Origin of the sequence: Kurthia sp. YJT4, assembly GCF_030219945.1 — a bacterium.
GTDB lineage: Bacteria > Bacillota > Bacilli > Bacillales_A > Planococcaceae > Kurthia > Kurthia gibsonii.
Genome location: NZ_CP126689.1, coordinates 738,247 through 760,043 on the forward strand (window position 1 = coordinate 738,247; position 21,797 = coordinate 760,043).

At 38.0% G+C, this 21,797-nt stretch carries 20 protein-coding genes; 19 read left to right on the forward strand and 1 reads right to left on the reverse strand.

Going from position 1 to position 21,797, the window contains the following annotated elements; all coding sequences use genetic code 11:
- Positions 1-14: 14 nt before the first annotated feature.
- The 5 genes from QN089_RS03505 to QN089_RS03525 are packed head-to-tail and all read left to right on the forward strand — an operon-like array spanning position 15 to position 4,954.
- Positions 15-785 carry a Stp1/IreP family PP2C-type Ser/Thr phosphatase gene (locus QN089_RS03505; protein WP_121175711.1) on the forward strand — a complete coding sequence of 257 codons (771 nt, stop codon included), beginning with the start codon at positions 15-17 and terminating at the stop codon, positions 783-785.
- Complete coding sequence (gene pknB / locus QN089_RS03510; protein ID WP_350310904.1) at positions 763-2,733, forward strand: Stk1 family PASTA domain-containing Ser/Thr kinase; 1,971 nt, start codon at positions 763-765, stop codon at positions 2,731-2,733. The genes QN089_RS03505 and pknB overlap by 23 nt, the downstream gene beginning before the upstream one ends.
- Positions 2,734-2,751: 18 nt before the next feature.
- Complete coding sequence (rsgA, locus tag QN089_RS03515) at positions 2,752-3,633, forward strand: ribosome small subunit-dependent GTPase A (RefSeq protein ID WP_285215976.1); 882 nt, start codon at positions 2,752-2,754, stop codon at positions 3,631-3,633.
- A 2-nt stretch (positions 3,634-3,635) separates the two neighbouring features.
- On the forward strand, positions 3,636-4,301 hold the full coding sequence (gene rpe / locus QN089_RS03520) for a ribulose-phosphate 3-epimerase (protein ID WP_068454988.1): 666 nt from the start codon (positions 3,636-3,638) through the stop codon (positions 4,299-4,301).
- On the forward strand, positions 4,298-4,954 hold the full coding sequence (locus QN089_RS03525; protein WP_068454986.1) for a thiamine diphosphokinase: 657 nt from the start codon (positions 4,298-4,300) through the stop codon (positions 4,952-4,954). Before rpe ends, QN089_RS03525 begins: the two co-directional genes overlap by 4 nt.
- A 55-nt stretch (positions 4,955-5,009) precedes the next feature.
- Here the strand turns inward: QN089_RS03525 and rpmB are convergent, their stop codons facing one another.
- Entirely contained in the window at positions 5,010-5,198 is a 189-nt protein-coding gene (gene rpmB, locus QN089_RS03530) for a 50S ribosomal protein L28 (protein WP_068454984.1), read from the reverse strand.
- 363 nt (positions 5,199-5,561) lie between these two features.
- Here rpmB and QN089_RS03535 point away from each other — a divergent pair, with 363 nt between their 5' ends.
- From QN089_RS03535 to QN089_RS03600, 14 genes are all read left to right on the forward strand, one after another.
- The gene (locus QN089_RS03535) at positions 5,562-5,924 is read left to right on the forward strand and encodes an Asp23/Gls24 family envelope stress response protein (protein ID WP_068454983.1); all 363 of its coding nucleotides are present in this window, start codon (positions 5,562-5,564) and stop codon (positions 5,922-5,924) included.
- A gap of 18 nt (positions 5,925-5,942) precedes the next feature.
- A complete protein-coding gene (locus QN089_RS03540; RefSeq protein ID WP_087682435.1) occupies positions 5,943-7,577 on the forward strand; it encodes a DAK2 domain-containing protein in 1,635 nt (544 codons plus the stop codon).
- A 255-nt stretch (positions 7,578-7,832) separates the two neighbouring features.
- The gene (sdaAB, locus tag QN089_RS03545; RefSeq protein WP_068454981.1) at positions 7,833-8,495 is read left to right on the forward strand and encodes an L-serine ammonia-lyase, iron-sulfur-dependent subunit beta; all 663 of its coding nucleotides are present in this window, start codon (positions 7,833-7,835) and stop codon (positions 8,493-8,495) included.
- 12 nt (positions 8,496-8,507) lie between these two features.
- The gene (sdaAA, locus tag QN089_RS03550) at positions 8,508-9,404 is read left to right on the forward strand and encodes an L-serine ammonia-lyase, iron-sulfur-dependent, subunit alpha (RefSeq protein WP_068454979.1); all 897 of its coding nucleotides are present in this window, start codon (positions 8,508-8,510) and stop codon (positions 9,402-9,404) included.
- Positions 9,397-11,445: an ATP-dependent DNA helicase RecG gene (gene recG / locus QN089_RS03555; RefSeq protein WP_285215977.1), complete on the forward strand. Its 2,049-nt coding sequence runs from the start codon at positions 9,397-9,399 to the stop codon at positions 11,443-11,445. Before sdaAA ends, recG begins: the two co-directional genes overlap by 8 nt.
- A 103-nt stretch (positions 11,446-11,548) precedes the next feature.
- Positions 11,549-12,127 (forward strand): transcription factor FapR, encoded by a 579-nt coding sequence (gene fapR, locus QN089_RS03560; protein WP_285215978.1) that lies wholly within the window; start codon positions 11,549-11,551, stop codon positions 12,125-12,127.
- Entirely contained in the window at positions 12,124-13,116 is a 993-nt protein-coding gene (plsX, locus tag QN089_RS03565) for a phosphate acyltransferase PlsX (protein WP_068454970.1), read from the forward strand. Before fapR ends, plsX begins: the two co-directional genes overlap by 4 nt.
- On the forward strand, positions 13,116-14,075 hold the full coding sequence (fabD, locus tag QN089_RS03570) for an ACP S-malonyltransferase (protein WP_068454967.1): 960 nt from the start codon (positions 13,116-13,118) through the stop codon (positions 14,073-14,075). The genes plsX and fabD overlap by 1 nt, the downstream gene beginning before the upstream one ends.
- Positions 14,065-14,808 (forward strand): 3-oxoacyl-[acyl-carrier-protein] reductase, encoded by a 744-nt coding sequence (gene fabG / locus QN089_RS03575; RefSeq protein WP_285215979.1) that lies wholly within the window; start codon positions 14,065-14,067, stop codon positions 14,806-14,808. Before fabD ends, fabG begins: the two co-directional genes overlap by 11 nt.
- Positions 14,809-14,925: 117 nt before the next feature.
- A complete protein-coding gene (gene acpP, locus QN089_RS03580; protein WP_068454961.1) occupies positions 14,926-15,162 on the forward strand; it encodes an acyl carrier protein in 237 nt (78 codons plus the stop codon).
- 161 nt (positions 15,163-15,323) lie between these two features.
- On the forward strand, positions 15,324-16,076 hold the full coding sequence (gene rnc / locus QN089_RS03585; RefSeq protein ID WP_068454959.1) for a ribonuclease III: 753 nt from the start codon (positions 15,324-15,326) through the stop codon (positions 16,074-16,076).
- A 10-nt stretch (positions 16,077-16,086) separates the two neighbouring features.
- Positions 16,087-19,647 (forward strand): chromosome segregation protein SMC, encoded by a 3,561-nt coding sequence (gene smc, locus QN089_RS03590; protein WP_285215980.1) that lies wholly within the window; start codon positions 16,087-16,089, stop codon positions 19,645-19,647.
- Positions 19,648-19,662: 15 nt separating this feature from the next.
- Positions 19,663-20,913 (forward strand): signal recognition particle-docking protein FtsY, encoded by a 1,251-nt coding sequence (gene ftsY / locus QN089_RS03595; protein WP_285215981.1) that lies wholly within the window; start codon positions 19,663-19,665, stop codon positions 20,911-20,913.
- Positions 20,914-21,456: 543 nt separating this feature from the next.
- Positions 21,457-21,789 (forward strand): putative DNA-binding protein, encoded by a 333-nt coding sequence (locus QN089_RS03600; protein WP_068454951.1) that lies wholly within the window; start codon positions 21,457-21,459, stop codon positions 21,787-21,789.
- Positions 21,790-21,797: the final 8 nt, after the last annotated feature.

The following is a 21,797-nucleotide window of genomic DNA, read 5'->3' on the forward strand; positions in this document are numbered from 1 at the left end:
ATGAGGTGAAAGTTGTGAGGTATACCGTTGAAAGTGATATCGGGCAAAGAAGGTCAGTCAATGAAGATCGCGCAACTGTCATTTCCCGCAGCAATAATCAAATCCACCTAGCCATCGTAGCAGATGGCATGGGTGGACATAATGCTGGGGATGTTGCCAGTACATTAACTGTAGAAGGTTTTAAAGAAAGATTTGAACAAGTCGATGACGACGAATTTTCAACCGCAGCAAATCGTAAAGATTGGCTCTTTGAAACAGTTGTTGATTTGAACCGTCACGTATATCAATATGCGATGACACACGAAAATTGTACAGGTATGGGAACGACGCTAATTGCTGCTGTAATTGTAGGAAATGAAGCGTCTATTTGTCATGTTGGCGATAGTCGTGCCTATCATATTGATGACGAAACGATTGAAATGATTACACGAGATCACTCGTATGTGAATGTTTTAGTTGATAGTGGTGAAATTAGTGAAGAAGAAGCTGAAACGCATCCGAAAAAGAACTATATTATTAAATCATTAGGCACAGAAGATGTAATTGAACCTGATTTTTATGAATATACATTTAAGCCGAACGAATATTTACTCATTTGTTCAGATGGCTTAACGAATAAAGTAAATCAGCAAGCATTACATAAAGTCATTACCTCTTGGCAATCAATCGACGAAAAAGGAAAAGAATTAGTGCAGCTGGCAAACGATCATGGTGGTGAAGATAATATTACTGTTATCCTTGCACAGCCTCTAGGAGATGGAGGTGCCGAAGTTGCTGATAGGTAAGAGAATTAATGGTCGCTATAAACTTTTAGAAGTAATTGGTGGCGGCGGTATGTCGAATGTGTATTTAGCACACGATATGATTTTAAATCGAGATGTAGCAATTAAGATTCTACATAATAACTTTAGTAATGAAGAAGAAGCACATCGACGTTTTCAACGTGAAGCATTATCTGCTACAAGCTTAAATCATCCAAATATTGTTAGTATTTATGATGTAGGAGAAGAAGAGGGGCTTCAATATATTGTGATGGAGTATGTTAAAGGAATGACATTGAAGCAATACATCACGCAATATGCACCGTTAGAGCCAGCACGCAGCGTTGAAATTATGAAGCAATTGACGTCAGCAATTGCGATGGCGCATCAAAATCAAATCATTCATCGCGATATTAAACCGCAAAATATTTTAATGGATGAAGAAGGTAATGTGAAGATTACGGACTTTGGTATTGCGATGGCATTGACTGCTACATCCTTTACAAAGACAAATTCAGTTTTAGGAACTGTACATTACTTATCACCCGAACAAGCGCGTGGTGGTATTGCGACAAAGAAGTCTGATATTTATTCACTCGGTATTGTATTGTATGAATTATTAACAGGTGAATTACCGTTCTCTGGTGAGTCAGCCGTATCAATTGCACTCAAACATCTACAGTCTGAAACACCGTCTGTACGAGCGATTGTACCGACGATCCCACAAAGTTTAGAGAATGTTGTTTTAAAAGCAACAGCTAAAGATGCACAACATCGCTATTTTACAGTGGAAAAGATGCACGAAGATTTAGAAACAGTTTTATCACCTGAGCGTATACACGAACCAAAATTCATGATTCCAGAAGATCATGATGCAACACGAGCGATGCCTGCGATTAAAGAACGTCCTATTCCACAAGAAGAAGATTTAGAAAAAACAATCGCTGTATCACCTGAACCAACACAAGAAGTGTCTCTGAAAAAGAAGAAAAAGAAAAAAGGTTTGTATGTTACATTAACTATTTTGGCTCTTATTATTGCAATTGGACTCGTTTTATTCATGAATCCGAGTATTATAACAGGTAAAAATGTTGAAGTACCTGATGTTCAAAATGCAACATTAGACGAAGCGATTGATTCACTACAAACTGCTGGTTTTACAATTGGCACACAAACAGCGCAAACCTCTGATACTGTCAAAGAGGGGGACATTGTCGGAACAGATCCAGAAGCAGGTTCAAAGCTTAAAAAGGGCACAGAGGTTAATTTAATCGTAAGTTCGGGCAAAGAAAAAGTAGCGATGCAAGATTATACAGGTAAAAATGTAGATCAAGTGAAAACATTACTAGAGAAAAAAGGCTTTAAACAAGTAACGGTTAAAAAAGCATATTCAACAGAGGAGTATGATGACGTTATTAAACATACACCTGCAGCAGGTAAAAAAATTGTGTCAAGTGCAACAAATGTTGTTTTAACAATTAGTCAAGGTGAAAAACAAAATGTCGTATCGAATCTCATTGGATTTGATGAAGCGGCACTTAAAACCTATGCAGATTCATCAGGCTTTAATATTAAAATCACTGGTGAAGATTATTCAGAAAATCTAGAAGCTGGAAAAGTGATGTCGCAAAATATTGAAGCGGGTACGACGTTAAAAGTAGGTTCAACAATCAATGTAGTACTTTCGAAAGGTCAAAAAGAAAAACCAGTAAAACTTTACATGAAGAAACTTGACCTCGATTTTGACCCTGAAGAAGATGAGAATGGACAGGAAGCGAGTTATCAAGTCGTTCAAATCTATTTACAAGATCGTACACATAACGGAGATAAGGTAGCGCAAGAATTCCGTATTAAAGATGATATGGAAAAACGCATTACACTTGAAATTGAAGAAGGTAAAAATGCATCGTATAAAGTATTAATTGACGGCGAAGTTGAATATGAAGAAACAATTGAATATGATGATGTATAAAAAATAGGGAGGTGCTGTATGGCAACAGGCCAAATTCGAAAAGCACTTAGTGGTTTTTATTATGTGTATGATGATGGACAAGTCATTCAAACAAGAGGACGTGGTGTATTTCGTAAGCGTGGAATTACTCCTCTTGTTGGAGACTTCGTCACATACAAAGTAGAAGGTAACAATGACGGGACAATTATGGAAATTGAAGAACGGAAAAATGAACTTGTACGACCGCCCATTTCAAATGTCGATCAAGCAATTCTAGTTTTTTCTGTTAAAGAACCTAATTTTAATACGATTTTATTAGATCGTTTTTTAGTTGTACTTGAGTCTTTCCACGTGCAACCCGTTATTCTTTTAACAAAGATGGATTTATTAGAAGAAGATGAAGTAGCTGCAATTCAAAGTTATCAAAAACAATATGAGGCCATTGGTTATGATGTGATGACGACATTTAAAGATGATTCTTCATTATTGGATAAGATTACGCCTTTACTAGCAAATCGTACAACGGTTTTAGCAGGTCAATCGGGGGTAGGAAAATCTACGTTATTAAATACACTTATGCCAGAGCTGGATTTAAAGACAGGGATTATCTCAGAACACTTAGGACGTGGTAAGCATACAACGCGTCATGTTGAGTTAATTGAAGTAGCTGGTGGGTTAGTAGCAGATACACCTGGATTTAGTTCATTCGATTTTGATACAATTGAGAAGGAAGAATTAACAGGATGCTTCCCAGAGATTCAACGTACATCAAAAGCATGTAAATTTAGAGGTTGTTTACACGTAAAAGAACCAAAATGTGCTGTAAAAGACGCAGTAGAATCTGGAGAAATTGAAGCAAGCCGTTATGAGCATTACCTTCAATTTTTACAAGAAATTATCGATAGAAAGCCGAGGTATTAAGGATGATTAAAATCGCCCCATCACTTTTAGCAGCAGACTTTGCGAAGTTAGGTGAAGAAGTAAGAGAAGTAGAAGCAGCAGGAGCAACATTATTACACATTGATGTAATGGACGGACATTTCGTACCGAATATTTCATTTGGTTCGCTTGTTATGGATGCAATCAAACCTTATACAAACTTACCATTAGATGTACATTTAATGATTGAGAACCCAGACCAATATATTGAGCAGTTCGCAAAAGCAGGAGCAGAATATATTACAGTACACGTAGAAGCTTGTCGTCATTTACACCGTACGATTCAATTAATTCGTTCATACGGCGTAAAGCCAGGCGTTGTTTTAAACCCACATACACCAATTGAGACAATTAAACATGTGTTAGAAGATATTGACCTTGTTTTATTGATGACTGTAAACCCAGGTTTTGGTGGTCAAAAGTTCATCGATTCAGTTGTTCCGAAAATTGCTGAATTATCATATATGATTAAACAACGTAATTTAGATGTAGAAATTGAAATTGATGGTGGAATCACTGCGGAAACAATTGTACCATGTGCAGAAGCGGGAGCAACAATCTTTGTAGCAGGTTCGGCTATTTTCGGTAAAGAAGACCGTCAAACAGCGCTACAATCAATTTTAAAAGCAGGAGAAGACGCAATCAAATGACCATTGCCTACGTTGTAGCAGGTGGTCCAACAGAGGAAATCGTTTTAGACGATTTCCTTTTTGCGCATGAAGATATATTATACATCGGTGCAGACCATGGGGCCATCACTTTATTAGAAGCAGGAATTACGCCATACGCAGCGGTAGGGGATTTTGATTCGATGACGAAAGAAGAGTGGCTTACTGTAAAAGAGAGTGTTCAGGAGATAGAGGGTTTTCAAGCTGAAAAGAATGAAACAGATACTGAACTAGCCATCTTAAAAGCGTTAGAATTTTCACCAACATGTATTTACGTAACAGGCGTGACAGGTGGACGTTTAGATCATTATGAATCGAATCTACACACAGTATATCGTATGCAAAAACAATTTCCACAAACGCCGATTTATATTATGAATAAAACGAATCGTTTACAGTTTTTATTTGCAGGTACACATCAAATTACAAAAGATGCATCATATGATTATTTATCTTTCTATCCATTTGGAGAAGCAGTTGAAAAAATGACTTTACGTGGTGTAAAGTATGAAACGACAGATTTAGATATCCCGATTGGTTCAAGTCGTTTTACAAGTAACGAAATTTTAGCAGACTTTGCGACAGCAACGTTCACAAAAGGGACTTGTTTGATGATTCAAAGTAAAGATGCTTAAAAAGATCACAAAAAAGGAAGTCGCTCAGCAGAGTGACTTCCTTTTTTAAATAGAATTAAACGCGTTCTACTTTACCAGATTTTAAAGCACGAGCAGAAACCCATACTTTTTTCGGTTTACCATCAACTAAGATACGAACTTTTTGTAGGTTAGCACCCCAAGTACGTTTGCTAGAGTTCATAGCGTGAGAACGGTTGTTACCAGTACGCGCTTTACGTCCAGTAATTACACATTGTTTTGGCATATTATTTCCCTCCTATTATAAGAAGTTGAAAGTTCATGTTTCACTTCGATATTTCACATACTTTAATAATTTAACATACACGATATTACATTGCAACTGATTTTCGCAGCCTTTCAAGAAAAAAACCTTTACACCTAAAAAAAATTCAAAACTTCTTCCCTTTTCCAAGCAATATCCATTTTCTGTAGCATAAATTGTGACGAACGTCTTGTTTTTTTAGAAATTACTTTACGTTCTGTATGAATAAGCTTAATATATAGTATTTAGTGATGTATAATAGTCACTGTATGTCTAGAAGTTGTTGAATGATTGAAAAAAAGGGTACAATGACATTAGTTAATTTTTAATTCAGGGGGCAAAATCATGTCAGTAGAATTACAAAATGAATTCGGTAACATCGAGATTTCAAATGACGTTGTGGCACAAATTGCAGGCGGCGCAGCAATCGAGTGTTATGGAATTGTAGGAATGGCTAGTAAACATCAAATACGCGATGGCTTAACAGATATCTTGCGTAAAGAGAATTTTGCTAGAGGTGTAGTTGTGCGTCAATCAGGAGAAGAACTACACGTAGATATGTATGTCATTGTTAGTTATGGAACAAAAATCTCTGAGGTCGCATATCAAGTGCAATCAAAAGTAAAATATACGCTCGATCAAACAATTGGTATGTCAGTAAGCTCAGTTAATATTTATGTGCAAGGTGTTCGTGTAGCGAACGTGTAAGAGGAGGAACTTATTCAAATGAAGTCATTAGACGGAATAAAATTTGCGGAAATGGTACAAATGGGTGCGCATCACTTATCTCAAAATGCAGACTATGTAGATGCACTAAACGTATTCCCAGTACCAGATGGTGATACAGGTACAAATATGAACCTATCGATGACATCTGGTGCAAAAGAAACAGCCGCAAAAGTAAATGCAAGTATTGGAAAAACTGCACAAGCATTATCAAAAGGCTTATTAATGGGCGCTCGTGGTAACTCTGGTGTTATTTTATCTCAGCTTTTCCGTGGATTCGGTAAAGCAGTAGAACAAGAGGATGTTTTAGATGCAAAGCAATTTGCACAAGCATTCCAACATGGTGTAGATACAGCATATAAAGCTGTTATGAAGCCGGTAGAAGGTACAATTTTAACGGTAGCACGCTTAGCAGCAGAACAAGCAGTCAAATCTGCTGAGCAAACAGATGATTTAATTCAGTTAATGGAAGAAATCGTTGTAGCTGCACAGGATGCTTTAAATCAAACACCAGAATTACTACCTGTTTTAAAAGAAGTAGGCGTAGTTGATAGTGGCGGTCAAGGGCTTCTATTCGTTTATGAAGGCTTTTTAGCAAGCTTAAAAGGTGAAGCGCTACCAGCTAAAACAGAAATGAAGTCAATGGACGACCTAATTAATGCAGAACATCATACAGCACAAGATTTCATGGATACATCTGAAATCGTTTATGGCTATTGCACTGAATTTATGGTTCGTTTTGAAGATGATAAAAAACCATTTGATGAAGCAAAATTCCGAGAAGATATGAGTCACTTCGGAGACTCTTTACTTGTGATTGCAGATGATGAAGTTGTGAAAATTCACATTCACTCTGAAACACCTGGTGAAGTCATTTCATATGGTCACCAATACGGTAGCCTTGTGAAAATTAAAGTAGATAACATGCGTTTACAACATACAGCGATTGTAGGCGAAGAACATAAAGCCGTTAAAAAAGTACCTTATGCTGTTGTAACAGTAGCGATGGGTAAGGGAATTAAAGCTTTATTCGAAAGCATGGGTGCTTCTTATGTAATTGAAGGCGGACAAACGATGAATCCTTCAACAGAAGATATTGTAAAAGCAGTTCAAGAGATTGGTGCTGAAAAAGTATTAATCTTACCGAACAATAAAAATATTGTCATGGCAGCAGAACAAGCGGCAGAGCTATTAGAGATTGAAGCTGCTGTTGTGCCAACAAAAACAATTCCACAAGGATTAACAGCGTTACTATCATTTAATCCAGAAGCTTCTGTTGCAGATAACCAACAAACAATGTCTCAAGCAATGAAAGAAGTAAAAACAGGTCAAATCACATTTGCTGTACGTGATACATCAATTGACGGTGTGGAAATTCATAAAGATGACTTTATGGCTATGGAAGAAGGTAAGATTGTCAAAGCAACACCTTCTTTACAAGAGGCAGCACAACATATCATTGATACAATGGTAGATGAAGATGCTGAAATCGTTACAGTTATTCATGGTGAAGATGTAGATGAAGAACAATTAGAAGCAGTTGTTTCATACATTGAAGAAAATTATGAAGATGTTGAAGTGGAAGTACATGATGGAAAACAACCACTTTATCCATTTATTTTCTCAGTAGAATAAAATGAACGAAATCAGAGGGGGAATCGTGCAATTGTGCGATTCCTCCTTTGTATTCTTCATTCTTCGCAAAAATAAGTGATATTTAAAAATTAAAAAACATAACTGAATAGTCTGAAAAAGTAAAAAAACTGCACATAATAGCGAAAAGTATAGAAAAAACCAGATTTTTAAGACTGGATTTGTCTAAATTGTTTGGGTTTTAAGTGCATATGTTGTAATATGAGTAAGAGAATAGACATGTAAGGAGGAAAAATTATGAAGTTCACATCGGTTTTTGACGTAATCGGACCCGTTATGATTGGACCGTCCTCATCACACACAGCAGGAGCAGCTCGCATAGGACGTGTAGCAAGAGATTTATTTGGCAAACAGCCAACATGGGCAAAAATCCATCTTTATGGATCATTTGCTGAAACATACAAAGGACATGGAACAGATGTTGCAATTATTGGTGGTTTGCTTGACTACGATACATATGATGAGCGCATTAAAACATCATTTGAAGAAGCTGAGCGCTTAGGTTTAACATTTGAATTTATTCCTGAAACAGGCAGTGTGGAACATCCCAATACAGCACGCATCGAAATTGGTGATGGTGAAAAAGAAATGAGTATGGTCGGTGTATCTATTGGTGGCGGTTCGATTGAGATTGCTGAACTGAATGGTTTCCCATTACGCATGTCAGGCGGGATGGCTGCAATTTTAGTTGTACATGAAGACCGAGCAGGTACAGTAGCAAATGTTGCAGTATGTTTAGCAAAATATGCGATTAATATTGGACATATGGAAGTATCTCGTAAAGAGCGTGGCAATATGGCTTTAATGGTCATTGAAGTAGACCAAAATGTATCACCAGAAATATTAGCTGAAATTGAACTATTACCAAACATCACAAAAGTGACGAGAATTAAAAATTAGGAGGCGTTCATAATGGAAGTACTATTTCGTAATGTGCGTGATTTAGTTGAGCGCGCAGAAAAAGAAAATAAATTGATTTCTGAAATTATGATCGAGCAAGAAATAATTGTCTCAGAACGTACACGTGAAGAAATCATGGAACAAATGAGCCGTAATTTAGAAGTTATGGAAGCTGCAGTTGAACGGGGACTAAAAGGTGTTCAATCTGTAACAGGCTTAACAGGAAATGATGCGGTCTTAATTCAAAATTACATGAAGACAGGTAAAGCACTTTCAGGTGATTTTTTATTAGATGCAGTGAGTAAAGCGGTTGCAACAAATGAAGTGAACGCAGCAATGGGGACAATTTGTGCAACACCAACAGCAGGATCAGCTGGTGTTGTACCAGGTACACTTTTTGCGGTAAAAAATAAATTAAACCCAACGCGTGAAGAAATGATTCGCTTCTTATTTACTGCAGGAGCATTCGGTCAAGTGGTTGCAAATAACGCGATGATCTCAGGTGCAGCAGGTGGTTGTCAGGCTGAAGTAGGTTCAGCGGCAGCGATGGCAGCAGCAGCAATTACGGAAATGGCTGGCGGTACACCACAACAATGTGCACACGCATTTTCAATTTCTTTAAAAAATATGCTTGGTCTTGTTTGCGACCCAGTAGCAGGTTTAGTTGAAGTACCATGTGTTAAACGTAATGCGATGGGTGCAGCGAATGCGATGGTCGCAGCCGATATGGCTTTAGCAGGTGTTGAAAGTCGTATTCCAACAGATGAAGTGATTGATGCGATGTATAAAATCGGTCAAACGATGCCTGTCGCTTTACGTGAAACAGCACAGGGCGGATTAGCAGCGACACCAACAGGTAAATGGTTAGAAAAACGTATTTTCGGAGCAGCAACAGCGAGTCGTGGCTAACGAATTAACACAATCAGTTACTGAATTGAATGGTGTCGGAAAGGCAGTAGCTGAACAACTAGAACAAATGAATGTCCATACGATTGAAGATTTAATTTGGACATTCCCTTATCGTCATGAAGATTTTCGATTAAAAGACCTAGCAGAAACACCGCATAATGAACGTGTAACAGTGGAGGGGCGTATTGAAAGCGTCCCAACTGTCTTATTTTTAGGTCATAAAAAATCGCGGCTACAAGTACAAATGTTAGCAGGTCGACATTTAATTAAGGTCGTATTTTTTAATCAAGGTTATTTGAAAAACAAATTAGAGCCAGGTATGACGGTCACTGTAACGGGAAAATGGGACCGAGGTCGCCAAGTGATTAATGGCACGAAGATTACATTCGGTACAAAAGATGAACAAGCTGATTTTGAACCTGTTTATAGTGTGAAGGGCAAATTATCGCAGACGAAATTTAGACATTTCATGCGACAGGCGCTCGACCAATATGGCTGTTATATAGAAGAAACACTACCTACTGAATTACTAGAACAGTATCGTTTACAAACAATTCAACAAGCACTCGAAGGTATTCACTTTCCAAAACAACTCCAAGATACAAAACAAGCGAGACGACGTTTTGTTTACGAGGAATTACTTCATTTTCAATTGAAAATTCAAGCACTTCGTAAAACGCGTAAAGAAGACGAAAAAGGTATTGCTATTGCATATGATGTAGAAAAATTACGTGAATTTTTTGATTCACTACCATATGAATTAACAGGTGCGCAAAAACGCGTTGTTAATGAGATTTGTACCGATTTACGTACACCTCACCGAATGAATCGTCTACTTCAAGGTGATGTTGGTTCGGGTAAAACAGTCGTAGCAGCAGCCATGCTCTATGCCGCTGTTACAGCAGGTTTCCAGGGTGCATTAATGGCTCCAACTGAAATTTTGGCAGAACAGCATGCAGAGAATTTAGCGATGTGGCTTGAACCTTTCGGTGTAAGACTGGCATTATTGACAGGTTCTACTAAGGCGAAAGCGCGTCGTGAGATTTTAAGTCGTTTAGAGAGTGGAGAAATTGACATTCTCATGGGAACGCATGCGTTAATTCAACCAACTGTTATTTTTAATCGTCTCGGCTTAGTCATTACAGATGAGCAGCATCGTTTTGGTGTGGAACAGCGTCGCATTTTAAAAGAGAAGGGTGATAATCCCGATGTTCTCTTTATGACAGCAACACCTATTCCACGTACATTATCGATTACTGCTTTTGGCGAGATGGATGTATCGATTATTGATGAATTGCCAGCAGGTCGAAAACAAATTGAGACCAATTGGGTGAAGCATGAACAATTTAATCAAGTCCTACAAAAGATGGCACATGAATTACGAGCGGGAAGACAAGCATATGTCATCTGTCCTTTAATTGAAGAATCAGATAAGCTTGATGTGCAAAATGCGGTGGATGTCTATCAACAACTTGCAACGGTATTCCATGGACAATACGAAGTAGGGCTCATGCATGGGCGTTTGAAATCAGAAGAAAAAGATGCTGTGATGCGTGAGTTTAGTGAAGGTAAACTTAATATATTAGTTTCTACAACTGTTGTCGAAGTTGGTGTGAATGTTCCAAACGCAACATTTATGGTCATTTATGATGCTGAACGATTTGGTTTAGCGCAACTCCATCAGTTGAGAGGACGTGTAGGGCGTGGAGAATATCAATCTTATTGTATTTTACTGGCTGATCCAAAAAGCGAAGAGGGTAAAGAACGTATGATTTCCATGGTTGAAGTGACAGATGGTTTTAGATTAGCTGAGAAAGATTTAGAGTTACGTGGACCAGGGGATTTCTTCGGACGTAAACAAAGTGGTTTACCAGAATTCAAAGTAGCAGACTTAGTACATGACTATCGTGCGCTTGAAACGGCAAGACAAGATGCAACAAACTTTGTAGCTTCTGAAGCTTTTTGGCAAGAAGAAGCTTATGCACCATTACGTCGTGTGATTGAATCATCTGGTATTTTAGAAGGCGAACGAATTGATTAAGCGAGAGAATGTTAGGTGTTTAAAAAACAACACTTGCATTCTCTTTTTTATATTTATATACTGATATTAGTACCAAGTGCTAAAATAAGGGGCGGAAAAAACAATGAAGTATTCAAAAAAAGAGCGACAAAAGTTGTTGAAGCAAACCATTGAAGATAATCCATTCATTACGGATGATCAATTGGCGAGTAAATTTAACGTCAGTGTCCAGACAATTCGTTTGGACCGTATGGAATTATCCATCCCAGAGCTACGCGAACGGATTAAAGATGTAGCAGCACATAATTTTGAAAATGAAGTCAAGACACTGCCGATTGATGAAGTCATTGGTGAGATTATTGATATTGATTTAGATGACCGAGCGATTTCGATTTTTGATGTAAAGGAAGAACATGTTTTTCAACGAAATGGTATTGCGAGGGGACACCATCTTTTTGCGCAAGCCAACTCACTAGCAGTTGCTGTCATTGACGATGATTTAGCCTTAACGGTAAAATCAGACTTAACGTACACAAAACCTGTACACGCTGGAAACCGTGTTGTAGCAAAAGCAGTTGTTACAAAGCAGGATGCGGATACGAACCGCACGTATGTAACTGTGACATCAACAGTTGAAGGAAAAACGGTATTTATCGGGAATTTTGAAATGTTCCGTACGAAAGGTAAGGGTGGAAACGAATGAAAATAGCAATTGATGCAATGGGTGGCGACCATGCACCAAAGGAAATCGTTGAAGGTGTATTTCAGGCAGTAGAAGATTTTAAAGATGTAGAGTTCTTACTATATGGTGACGAAGTGAAAATGGCACCTTATTTAAAACAACACGAACGCGTACAAGTCATTCATTGTTCAGAAGTAATTGAAGGAACAGATGAACCAGTACGTGCAGTTCGTCGTAAAAAAGATGCATCGATGGTGCGTATGGCACAAGCTGTAGCAGATGGCGAAGCAGATGCGTGTGTATCAGCAGGTAATACAGGTGCATTAATGGCAGCAGGGCTATTCATTGTTCATCGTATTGATGGTATTGACCGTCCAGCGCTAGCAACGACATTACCGACTTTAGATGGTGCAGGTTTTGATATGCTCGACTTAGGTGCAAATGCCGATGCTAAACCAGAAAACATTTTACAATATGCCATTATGGGTAGTATTTATGCAAAACAAGTACGCGGTATTGAAAAACCAACAGTTGGTCTATTAAATATCGGTACAGAAGATAAAAAAGGGAACGACTTAACAAAACAAGCGTTCAAATTGTTGAAAGAACAAAATGACATCAACTTTATCGGCAATGTGGAAGCACGTGAATTATTAAACCACGCAGCAGATGTCGTTGTAACAGATGGCTTCACGGGCAACATGGTATTAAAAACAATCGAAGGTGTTGCAGGAAATATTTTTGCGATGTTAAAAGAAGAGTTTTTATCATCGACAAAAACAAAAGTAGCAGCTATGATGATGAAAAATAATTTAAAGAATTTAAAAACAAAGATGGACTACTCAGAATATGGTGGCGCACCATTATTCGGTTTAAAAGCACCTGTTATTAAGGCGCATGGTTCATCGAAAGCACAGGCCATCTACAGTGCGATTCGTCAAACGCATATTATGGTCGAACACCGCGTATGCCAAACAATTGACCAAACGATTTCAAAGGAGAATGCATAATGACAAAAGTAGCGTTTATTTTCCCAGGACAAGGTTCACAAACAGTTGGAATGGGTGCAGAATTAATCGAAGCGAATGCATCAAGTAAAGCGTTTTACACAGAAGCAGATCAATTATTAGGTTTTGACTTATCAAAATTAATGTTAGAAGGACCACAAGAAGAATTAACATTAACATATCATGCGCAACCAGCTTTATTAACAACAGGTGTCATGGTTGCACAGCAATTAATGGATCATGGTATCCATCCAAACTTCACAGCGGGACACAGTTTAGGTGAATATGCTGCACTTGTTGCTTCAGGTGTTATGCGTTTTGAAGATGCGGTTGTAGCCGTACATAAACGTGGTCTTTTTATGAATGATGCAGTTCCAGCAGGACAAGGTTCAATGGCAGCTGTACTTGGTTTAGATGCAGAAGCATTACAAGCTGTAACAGATGCTGCTTCAGAAGAAGTGGGAGAAGTTGTACAATTAGCAAACTTGAACTGCCCAGGACAAATTGTTATCTCAGGTACAGCGAAAGCAGTAGAAGTAGCAAGTGAAAAAGCAAAAGAAGCAGGCGCGCGTCGCGTATTACCATTGGTTGTGAGTGGACCGTTCCATTCAGAATTAATGCGTCCAGCTGCTTCGAAATTACAAGAGATGTTAGCAGACATTCAGATGAATGATGCGAAAGCACCTGTAATTGCAAATGTCACAGCAAAAGCAGTAACGGATGCTACAGAAATTCGTTCACTATTAGTCGAACAACTATACTCACCTGTTCGTTGGGAAGAAACAGTACGTCAACTAGTAGCAGAAGGCGTAGATACATTCATTGAATGTGGTCCAGGTAAAGTATTAAGTGGATTAGTGAAAAAAGTAGATCGTAAATTAACAACATACTGTGTATTTGATGAAGCATCATTACAACAAGTTGTAGAAGCAGCGAAGGAGTGGAATACAAGTGAAGTTTAATGGACAAGCAGCAATCGTAACAGGGGCATCGCGTGGAATCGGACGCGAGATCGCACTTAAATTAGCACAAGAAGGCGCTAAAGTAGTTGTAAACTATAGCGGTTCAAAAGAAAAAGCAGAAGCAGTAGCAGCAGAAATTATTGCAAATGGTGGCGAAGCAATCGTACATCAAGCAAACGTTGCCAATGCAGATGAAGTAAAAGGTTTAGTTGATGCGACAATGGCTGCTTTTGGCTCTGTAGATATCCTAGTGAATAATGCGGGTATTACACGTGATAATCTAATCATGCGTATGAAAGAAGAAGATTGGGATGCAGTAATTGATACGAACTTAAAATCAGTCTTCTTATGTACAAAAGCAGTAAGTCGTCAAATGATGAAACAACGCTCAGGTAGTATTGTAAACGTTGCATCTATCGTAGGTGTAGCTGGTAATGCAGGTCAAGCGAACTATGTAGCATCTAAAGCAGGTGTGATTGGTTTAACTAAAACGACTGCAAAAGAATTTGCAGCACGTCATATTCGTGTGAATGCAGTAGCACCAGGATTCATCGAGACAGAAATGACAGATGTACTACCAGAAGATGTAAAAGAAACAATGTTAACACAAATTCCACTTGCAAAATTAGGGCAAGCAAAAGAAATTGCAAATGTTGTTGCCTTCCTTGCATCAGATGAAGCAAGCTATATGACAGGTCAAACTTTACATGTCGATGGTGGTATGGTAATGTAACTTTTGCATTAAATGCACGAAAAAATATATTCAAAATCAATAGAGTAAGGTATACTACAAAAAGTGGTCATACCAGTTGTGACGAATATGCAAATTTATTGAGGGGAGGTGAGTATTTTGGCTACAGTACTTGAACGCGTAACAAAAGTTGTCGTTGACCGTCTTGGTGTTGACGAAAGCGAAGTAACATTAGAAGCTTCTTTCAAAGAGGACCTAGGTGCAGACTCACTAGATGTTGTTGAACTAGTAATGGAACTTGAAGAAGAATTCGATATGCAAATCGACGATGAGGATGCTGAAAAAATTTCTACAGTTGGATCAGCAGTAAGCTTCATCGAAAGCAAAATTGGCTAATTCGATTTTACATACTTCAGAAGTATGTATACTTATCATAAAGTCCCCGTTTCTTGAAATGGGGGCTTTTTTATGCAGATTGCTAAATAATTTTGCACTATTGAGCATAAACGAGTAAAATTGACTATGTACGTAAAGCTAAAAAATAAGAGGTTGATAAAATGAGAATAGAAGAATTATCTCAGAAAAACAGTGCGATTTCTGAGCATGCGAAAAAGAAGTTTGAAGAATTACAAAAGAATTTAAAAATCAGTTTCCACAATAAAAACCTACTATATAATGCTTTCACACATTCTTCTTACGTAAATGAACATCGACGTAAAGGATTTGAAGATAATGAAAGATTAGAGTTTTTAGGAGATGCTGTATTAGAGCTAACTGTTTCTAAGTTTTTATTCCTAATGTTTCCTAAGATGACAGAGGGTGAACTAACGAAATTGCGTGCTGCGATTGTCTGTGAGCCATCATTAGTAACTTTTGCAAATGAGTTATCCTTTGGTCATTATGTCCTTTTAGGAAAAGGTGAGGAACTGACAGGTGGTCGTGAACGTCCGGCATTATTAGCCGATTGTTTTGAGGCATTCATTGGTGCACTTTATTTAGACCAAGGTTTAGAAACAGTTGTTGCATTTTTGGAAAAAGTTGTTTTCCCAAAAGTTGAGCTCGGCACATTTTCTCATGTTGTAGATTTTAAAAGTCAGCTACAAGAAATGATTCAACAAGCGAATTCTGGTGTGTTGACTTATGAGATTATTAAAGAGCAAGGACCAGCCCATAATCGTACGTTCATTTCACGCGTTACATTAAACGGTGAGACGCTTGGAGAGGGTAATGGTAAATCGAAGAAGGAAGCTGAACAAAAAGCCGCACAAACAGCGATGCGCGCGCTAAAAGAGCAGTTCCCAAAAGGATAGGTGAATTACGGTGTATCTTAAACGATTAGAAGTGATTGGATTTAAGTCATTTGCTGAACGAATTGGGATTGATTTTGTACCAGGTGTGACGGCGGTAGTTGGTCCGAATGGTAGTGGAAAAAGTAATGTAACCGATGCAATTCGTTGGGTATTAGGTGAACAATCAGCTAAATCACTTCGTGGTGCCAAGATGGAAGACATCATCTTCGCAGGAAGTGAATCGCGAAAAGCACTGAATTTTGCAGAAGTTACATTAATCCTTGATAACGAAGACGAGCGTTTACCAATTTCGTATAACGAAGTTAGTGTAACGCGTCGTGTTTATCGTTCAGGCGAAAGTGAATATTTATTAAATAAACAAACTTGCCGTCTAAAAGATATTACAGATTTATTTTTAGATTCTGGTTTAGGTAAAGAAGCGTTCTCGATTATTTCACAAGGTCGCGTTGATGAAATTTTAAATAGTAAGCCTGATGATCGTCGCGCTATTTTTGAAGAGGCTGCAGGTGTTTTAAAGTATAAAAAACGCCGCAAAAAAGCAGAACATAAATTGTTTGAAACAGATGATAACTTGAATCGCGTACTCGATATTCTACATGAATTAGATGAACGAATTGAACCACTTCAATTACAAGCTTCAACTGCTAAAGACTATTTAGAGATGAAGGACACACTACGCCAATTTGATATTGGTGTATTAATTCATGATATTGAACAAATCGACCAAACTGTTGAGAAGTTATTACAAGATCAACATCAGTGGAATACGTCGCAACAAGAAAAACTTGTCGAAATTCAAAAGTTGGAGCAGCATATTGCGTCAATGAAAGACGAGTTACTTCAAGTTGGTCAAAAACTAGATGCAGATCAAAAAACAGTTGTAGAAGTGAGTGAAAACTACGCACGACTACAGGGCGAACAAAATCTATTTGCAGAAAAGCAAAAAAATGCTTCTGCGCAATTAAGTAAGCTAAAAGAATCTTTAAAACAAGCACAGTCTAAAAGAGATCAGTGGCAGAAGTCGCTTATTGAAAAAGAGCATGCTTTAAAAGAAGCGCAAAATCATGTCCACAAGTTACGAAAACATGTGAAACAATTAGAAACGGATTTAAATCGCTCAACAGATGAATTAGATGCAGAAATTGAAGATCAAAAAAGTACATATATCGAACGTTTAAATGAACAAGCGGCAACGAATAATGAACTGAAAAGTATCGAGCAACAAATTCAACAACAGCGTCAGTCCGATGAAAAAATCACATCAAAATCAAGTGAATTAACAACTGAGTTGCAACAAGCACAAGCAACGTTAGCAGAAGTAGAGCCGAAGTTAGATGCAATTCGATTAGAAATTGCAGAGCATTTAAAAGACTATGAAGCGACACAAGCCGAATTACAAAAAGCGAATACTCAATTAGCTGAAAAGCAAAAAATGCTTTATGAAGGTTATAATCACGTACAACAATTACGTTCAAGACGTGATACATTAGCTGAACTAGAGGCTGATTTTGCTGGATTTTATCAAGGGGTTAAAGCTGTATTAAAGGCGCGTGAACAAAACCAATTACAAGGTGTACAAGGTGCAGTTGCTGAATTGATTCACGCAAAAGGAGCTTATACACAAGCGATTGAAACAGCGCTTGGGGCAGCGATGCAGCATATTGTAACGGCAACAGATGAAGATGCAAAAAGAGCCATTCGTTATTTAAAACAAGTGCGTGCAGGACGTGCGACATTCTTACCGATGAATATTATGAAATCGCGTAAGCTATCAAAAGCAGCGCTACAACCAATCCTTGATCACCCTTCATTTATTCAAACAGCCGATGAACTCGTTCAAGTTGATGAACGTTATCGCAGTATTGCAGAAAACTTATTAGGGCATATTCTAGTTGTAAAAGACTTAGATGGTGCAACGCAAATTGCGAAGTTCTTACAATATCGCTATCGTGTTGTCACATTAGATGGTGATGTTGTGAACGCGGGTGGTTCGATGTCTGGTGGCGGTGCGAATAAGCAACAAAATACCGTATTCAGTCGTAAAGCAGAACTGGAAACATTACAAGCTAATTTAGTCGAGATGGAAGCAACAATTCAGCAAGCTGAAAAGGTTGTGGCTGAATGGCAACAAAAAGCACAAGCTGCCGCGACATTACTCGATGTACAACGTGATCATGGTGAGCAATTACGTGTTCAAGAGAATGAATTAGAAGCTACGTATCAGGCGACTGTGACGCAAGAGAAGATGTTACAACAAAGCCTATCTATTTATGGTTCTGAACAACAAGATACAACGTCACGCCATGCGATGCTTGTAACAAAGCAAGAAGCTTTAGTACAACAACTCGATCAAACAGCGAAAGAAATTCAACACTTAGAACAAGAAATTGAGCGTTTGAACGAATTGAAAGTTCAAATGAAAACAGCGCGTGATACATTATTAAATGAATTAGCGAATCAGCGTGAAGACCATGCACAAGCAATGGGTAAATTCGAAAGTATTCAAACTTCTACAGAAGAAACAAGAAGTTACTTTAATGAAGCAGCCGAAGAAGTATCTAAAATTCGACGTGAAATCGAATTTGTTACAAAAGGTGATGCAACTAATGGGCTTTCTGAAGAACAGTTCGAACAAGAGATTGCAAAACAATTAAAACGTAAGCAACAACTCGAAACAGCGATTGAACAATCCGTTGAAAAACGTGCTAACTTACAGCAACGCGTTGATGAAGAAACGACTACATTAAAAGAGATGCAGCGAATTCACCAACAATTTGTCAATGAACAAAACCAAGTGAAAATTCAACTTGGAAAACTAGAAGTAAAGCGCGCAAACGCTGTTGAACAATTACAACAAAACTATGATTTAACGTTTGAAGAAGCGCAACTAGAACCTGCATTAGAAGTGGATTTAGAAGTAGCGAAACGTAAAGTAAATATGCTATCTCAATCTATTAAGGAGCTAGGAGATGTCAATATTTCTGCGATTGAAGAATACGAGGCTGTTGCAGAGCGTCATGAATTTTTAACATCACAGCGTAATGATTTACTCGAAGCGAAAGACACATTGTATGAAGCAATTCGTGAGATGGATGAAGAGATGACGACGCGCTTTGGAACAACATTTAAACAAATTCGCATACACTTCCAGGAAGTGTTCAAAGAATTATTTGGCGGAGGTAAAGCAGATTTAATTTTGCTAGAACCCAATCAATTATTAACATCAGGTATTGAGATTGTTGCACAACCACCAGGGAAAAAACTGCAAAATCTAGGTTTACTTTCAGGTGGCGAACGTGCATTAACAGCGATCGCTCTATTATTTGCCATCTTGCGCACACGCCCCGTTCCATTCTGTATTTTAGATGAAGTAGAGGCAGCGTTAGATGAAGCGAATGTATCGCGCTATAGTCAATATTTGAAAAAATTCAGTGAAGATACACAATTCATTGTGATTACCCATAAAAAGGTAACAATGGAAGGCGCGGATGTCTTATATGGTATTACGATGCAAGAACAAGGTGTATCTAAGTTAGTATCCGTTAAGTTAGAACAAGAAACAGTGTCCTAAAGGAGCGAATAAAACATGAGCTTTTTAAAGCGTATGAAAGAAAAATTGATGGGTGGACCATCAAAAGAAGAAGTGAAAGAACCAGAACAACAGGTAGAAGAAGTTGTTGAAACAGAAGAGCCAGTTCAAGCGGAATTACCTGCTGTAGAAGAAGTAAAAGAGCAGGAAGTCGTTGAAGAAACAACAAAACCTGTTGAAGAAGAAACGGTTGAAACTGTACAAGAAGAAAAACAAGAAGTTGCCATTGTTGAAGAAGTAAAAGACGAACCAGAGGCAGAAAAAGAATCAAAAGGTTGGTTCCGTTCAGCTTTCTCAATTACTGAAAAGTTCAAATCAGGATTAACGAAAACACGCGACTCATTTACATCAAAAGTAAATGACTTAGTTGCACGTTATCGTACGGTAGACGAAGATTTCTTTGAAGAATTAGAAGAAGTACTTTTACAAGCCGACGTTGGTTTTGAAACGGTTATGGAATTAACAGAAATTCTACGCTATGAAGTACAGAAGAAAAATATCAAATCAACAGATGGGATCCAAGCATTAATCTCTGAAAAATTAGTAGAGATTTATGAAAAAGCAGGAGACGACCATATTGAATTGAATTTACAACCTAAAGGCGAATTAACGGTGATTTTATTCGTAGGTGTAAATGGTGTTGGTAAAACAACAACAATCGGTAAATTAGCACACCGTTTAAAATCAGAAGGACGTTCAGTTATGTTAGCTGCTGGTGATACATTCCGTGCAGGTGCAATTGACCAATTACAAGTATGGGGCGATCGTGTCGGTGTTGAAGTGATTAAGCAATCGGAAGGTTCAGATCCAGCTGCTGTTATGTACGATGCTGTACATGCAGCGAAGAACCGCGGTGTGGACGTATTAATTTGCGATACAGCAGGTCGTTTACAAAATAAAGTAAACTTAATGAAGGAACTTGAAAAAGTACATCGCGTCATCTCACGTGAAGTACCAAATGCACCGCATGAAGTGTTGTTAGCACTTGATGCAACAACAGGACAAAATGCATTAATTCAAGCGCAAACATTTAAAGAAGCAACGAATGTTACAGGAATTGTCTTAACAAAATTAGATGGTACAGCTAAAGGTGGTATCGTAATTGCCATTCGTAATAAACTGCATATTCCAGTAAAATTCGTAGGGCTGGGTGAGAAGATGGACGATTTACAACCATTTGACCCAGAGCGCTATGTATATGGCTTATTTGCAGATGCGTTAGATGAGCAACTAAAAGAAGAAGAATAGGCTTCTCTTTGAATCCTAAGGTCTTGAGAATCTACGGATTTTCAAGACCTCTTTTTATGCCTTTCGCATGTGGACGAGACGACATCTCTTCGGTCATTCACTCAAAGTCAAAAAGCGACTTTGATTCATGCCCTGCAGAGCTGATAGCATGTGAACGAGCCGATTTTACATTCTGATAGTTCAGTAAAATACGGCTACATGCTCGAGTCACAACCATCTCTTGATTGAAGACAAAAAACGTCTTCAAGTCGAGCTGTTGAGTGCCTTCCGCATGTGAACGAGCCGATTTTACATTCTGATAGTCCAGTAAAATACGGCTACATGCCGACATCTCTTCGGTCATTCACTCAAAGTCAAAAAGCGACTTTGATTCATGCCCTGCAGAGCTGATAGCATGTGAACGAGCCGATTTTACATTCTGATAAGACAAGTAGTTTTACTTGACAGAAATAGGGTTTTTCATTAATATACAAAGGAATATGTCTACGAATGTATAAAAAATACTACACATGATAGAATAGATGTGTTAAGGAGAAGTTAACGATGCTTTTAGATAAAACAACACGTATGAATTTCCTTTTTGATTTTTACCAAGCATTATTAACGGATAAACAGAGAAGTTATATGCAACTTTACTATTTAGATGATCTTTCTTTAGGCGAAATTGCTGAATCGTATGAGGTGTCACGTCAAGCGGTTTATGATAACATTCGTCGAACGGAAGCGATGCTTGAGGAATATGAAGAGAAATTACAGCTTTTCCATAAATTCAAAAAAAGACAAAAGATTACAGACAAATTATCAGCTTGCTTACAAGATGACACAACAGAAAAGGCAGATTTATTGCCACTTGTTGAGCAATTGAAGCAAGACTAGGGGGCGAC

What these genes read in the sequence shown, in the direction of transcription:
- sdaAB (WP_068454981.1), top strand. Translation starts at nt 7,833, where the DNA reads ATGAAGTTCACATCGGTTTTTGACGTAATCGGACCCGTTATGATTGGA.
- rpmB (WP_068454984.1), bottom strand. Translation starts at nt 5,198, where the DNA reads ATGCCAAAACAATGTGTAATTACTGGACGTAAAGCGCGTACTGGTAAC.
- rnc (WP_068454959.1), top strand. Translation starts at nt 15,324, where the DNA reads ATGAGAATAGAAGAATTATCTCAGAAAAACAGTGCGATTTCTGAGCAT.
- QN089_RS03535 (WP_068454983.1), top strand. Translation starts at nt 5,562, where the DNA reads ATGTCAGTAGAATTACAAAATGAATTCGGTAACATCGAGATTTCAAAT.
- sdaAA (WP_068454979.1), top strand. Translation starts at nt 8,508, where the DNA reads ATGGAAGTACTATTTCGTAATGTGCGTGATTTAGTTGAGCGCGCAGAA.
- ftsY (WP_285215981.1), top strand. Translation starts at nt 19,663, where the DNA reads ATGAGCTTTTTAAAGCGTATGAAAGAAAAATTGATGGGTGGACCATCA.
- rsgA (WP_285215976.1), top strand. Translation starts at nt 2,752, where the DNA reads ATGGCAACAGGCCAAATTCGAAAAGCACTTAGTGGTTTTTATTATGTG.
- plsX (WP_068454970.1), top strand. Translation starts at nt 12,124, where the DNA reads ATGAAAATAGCAATTGATGCAATGGGTGGCGACCATGCACCAAAGGAA.
- fabD (WP_068454967.1), top strand. Translation starts at nt 13,116, where the DNA reads ATGACAAAAGTAGCGTTTATTTTCCCAGGACAAGGTTCACAAACAGTT.
- rpe (WP_068454988.1), top strand. Translation starts at nt 3,636, where the DNA reads ATGATTAAAATCGCCCCATCACTTTTAGCAGCAGACTTTGCGAAGTTA.
- QN089_RS03525 (WP_068454986.1), top strand. Translation starts at nt 4,298, where the DNA reads ATGACCATTGCCTACGTTGTAGCAGGTGGTCCAACAGAGGAAATCGTT.
- QN089_RS03540 (WP_087682435.1), top strand. Translation starts at nt 5,943, where the DNA reads ATGAAGTCATTAGACGGAATAAAATTTGCGGAAATGGTACAAATGGGT.
- fapR (WP_285215978.1), top strand. Translation starts at nt 11,549, where the DNA reads ATGAAGTATTCAAAAAAAGAGCGACAAAAGTTGTTGAAGCAAACCATT.
- QN089_RS03600 (WP_068454951.1), top strand. Translation starts at nt 21,457, where the DNA reads ATGCTTTTAGATAAAACAACACGTATGAATTTCCTTTTTGATTTTTAC.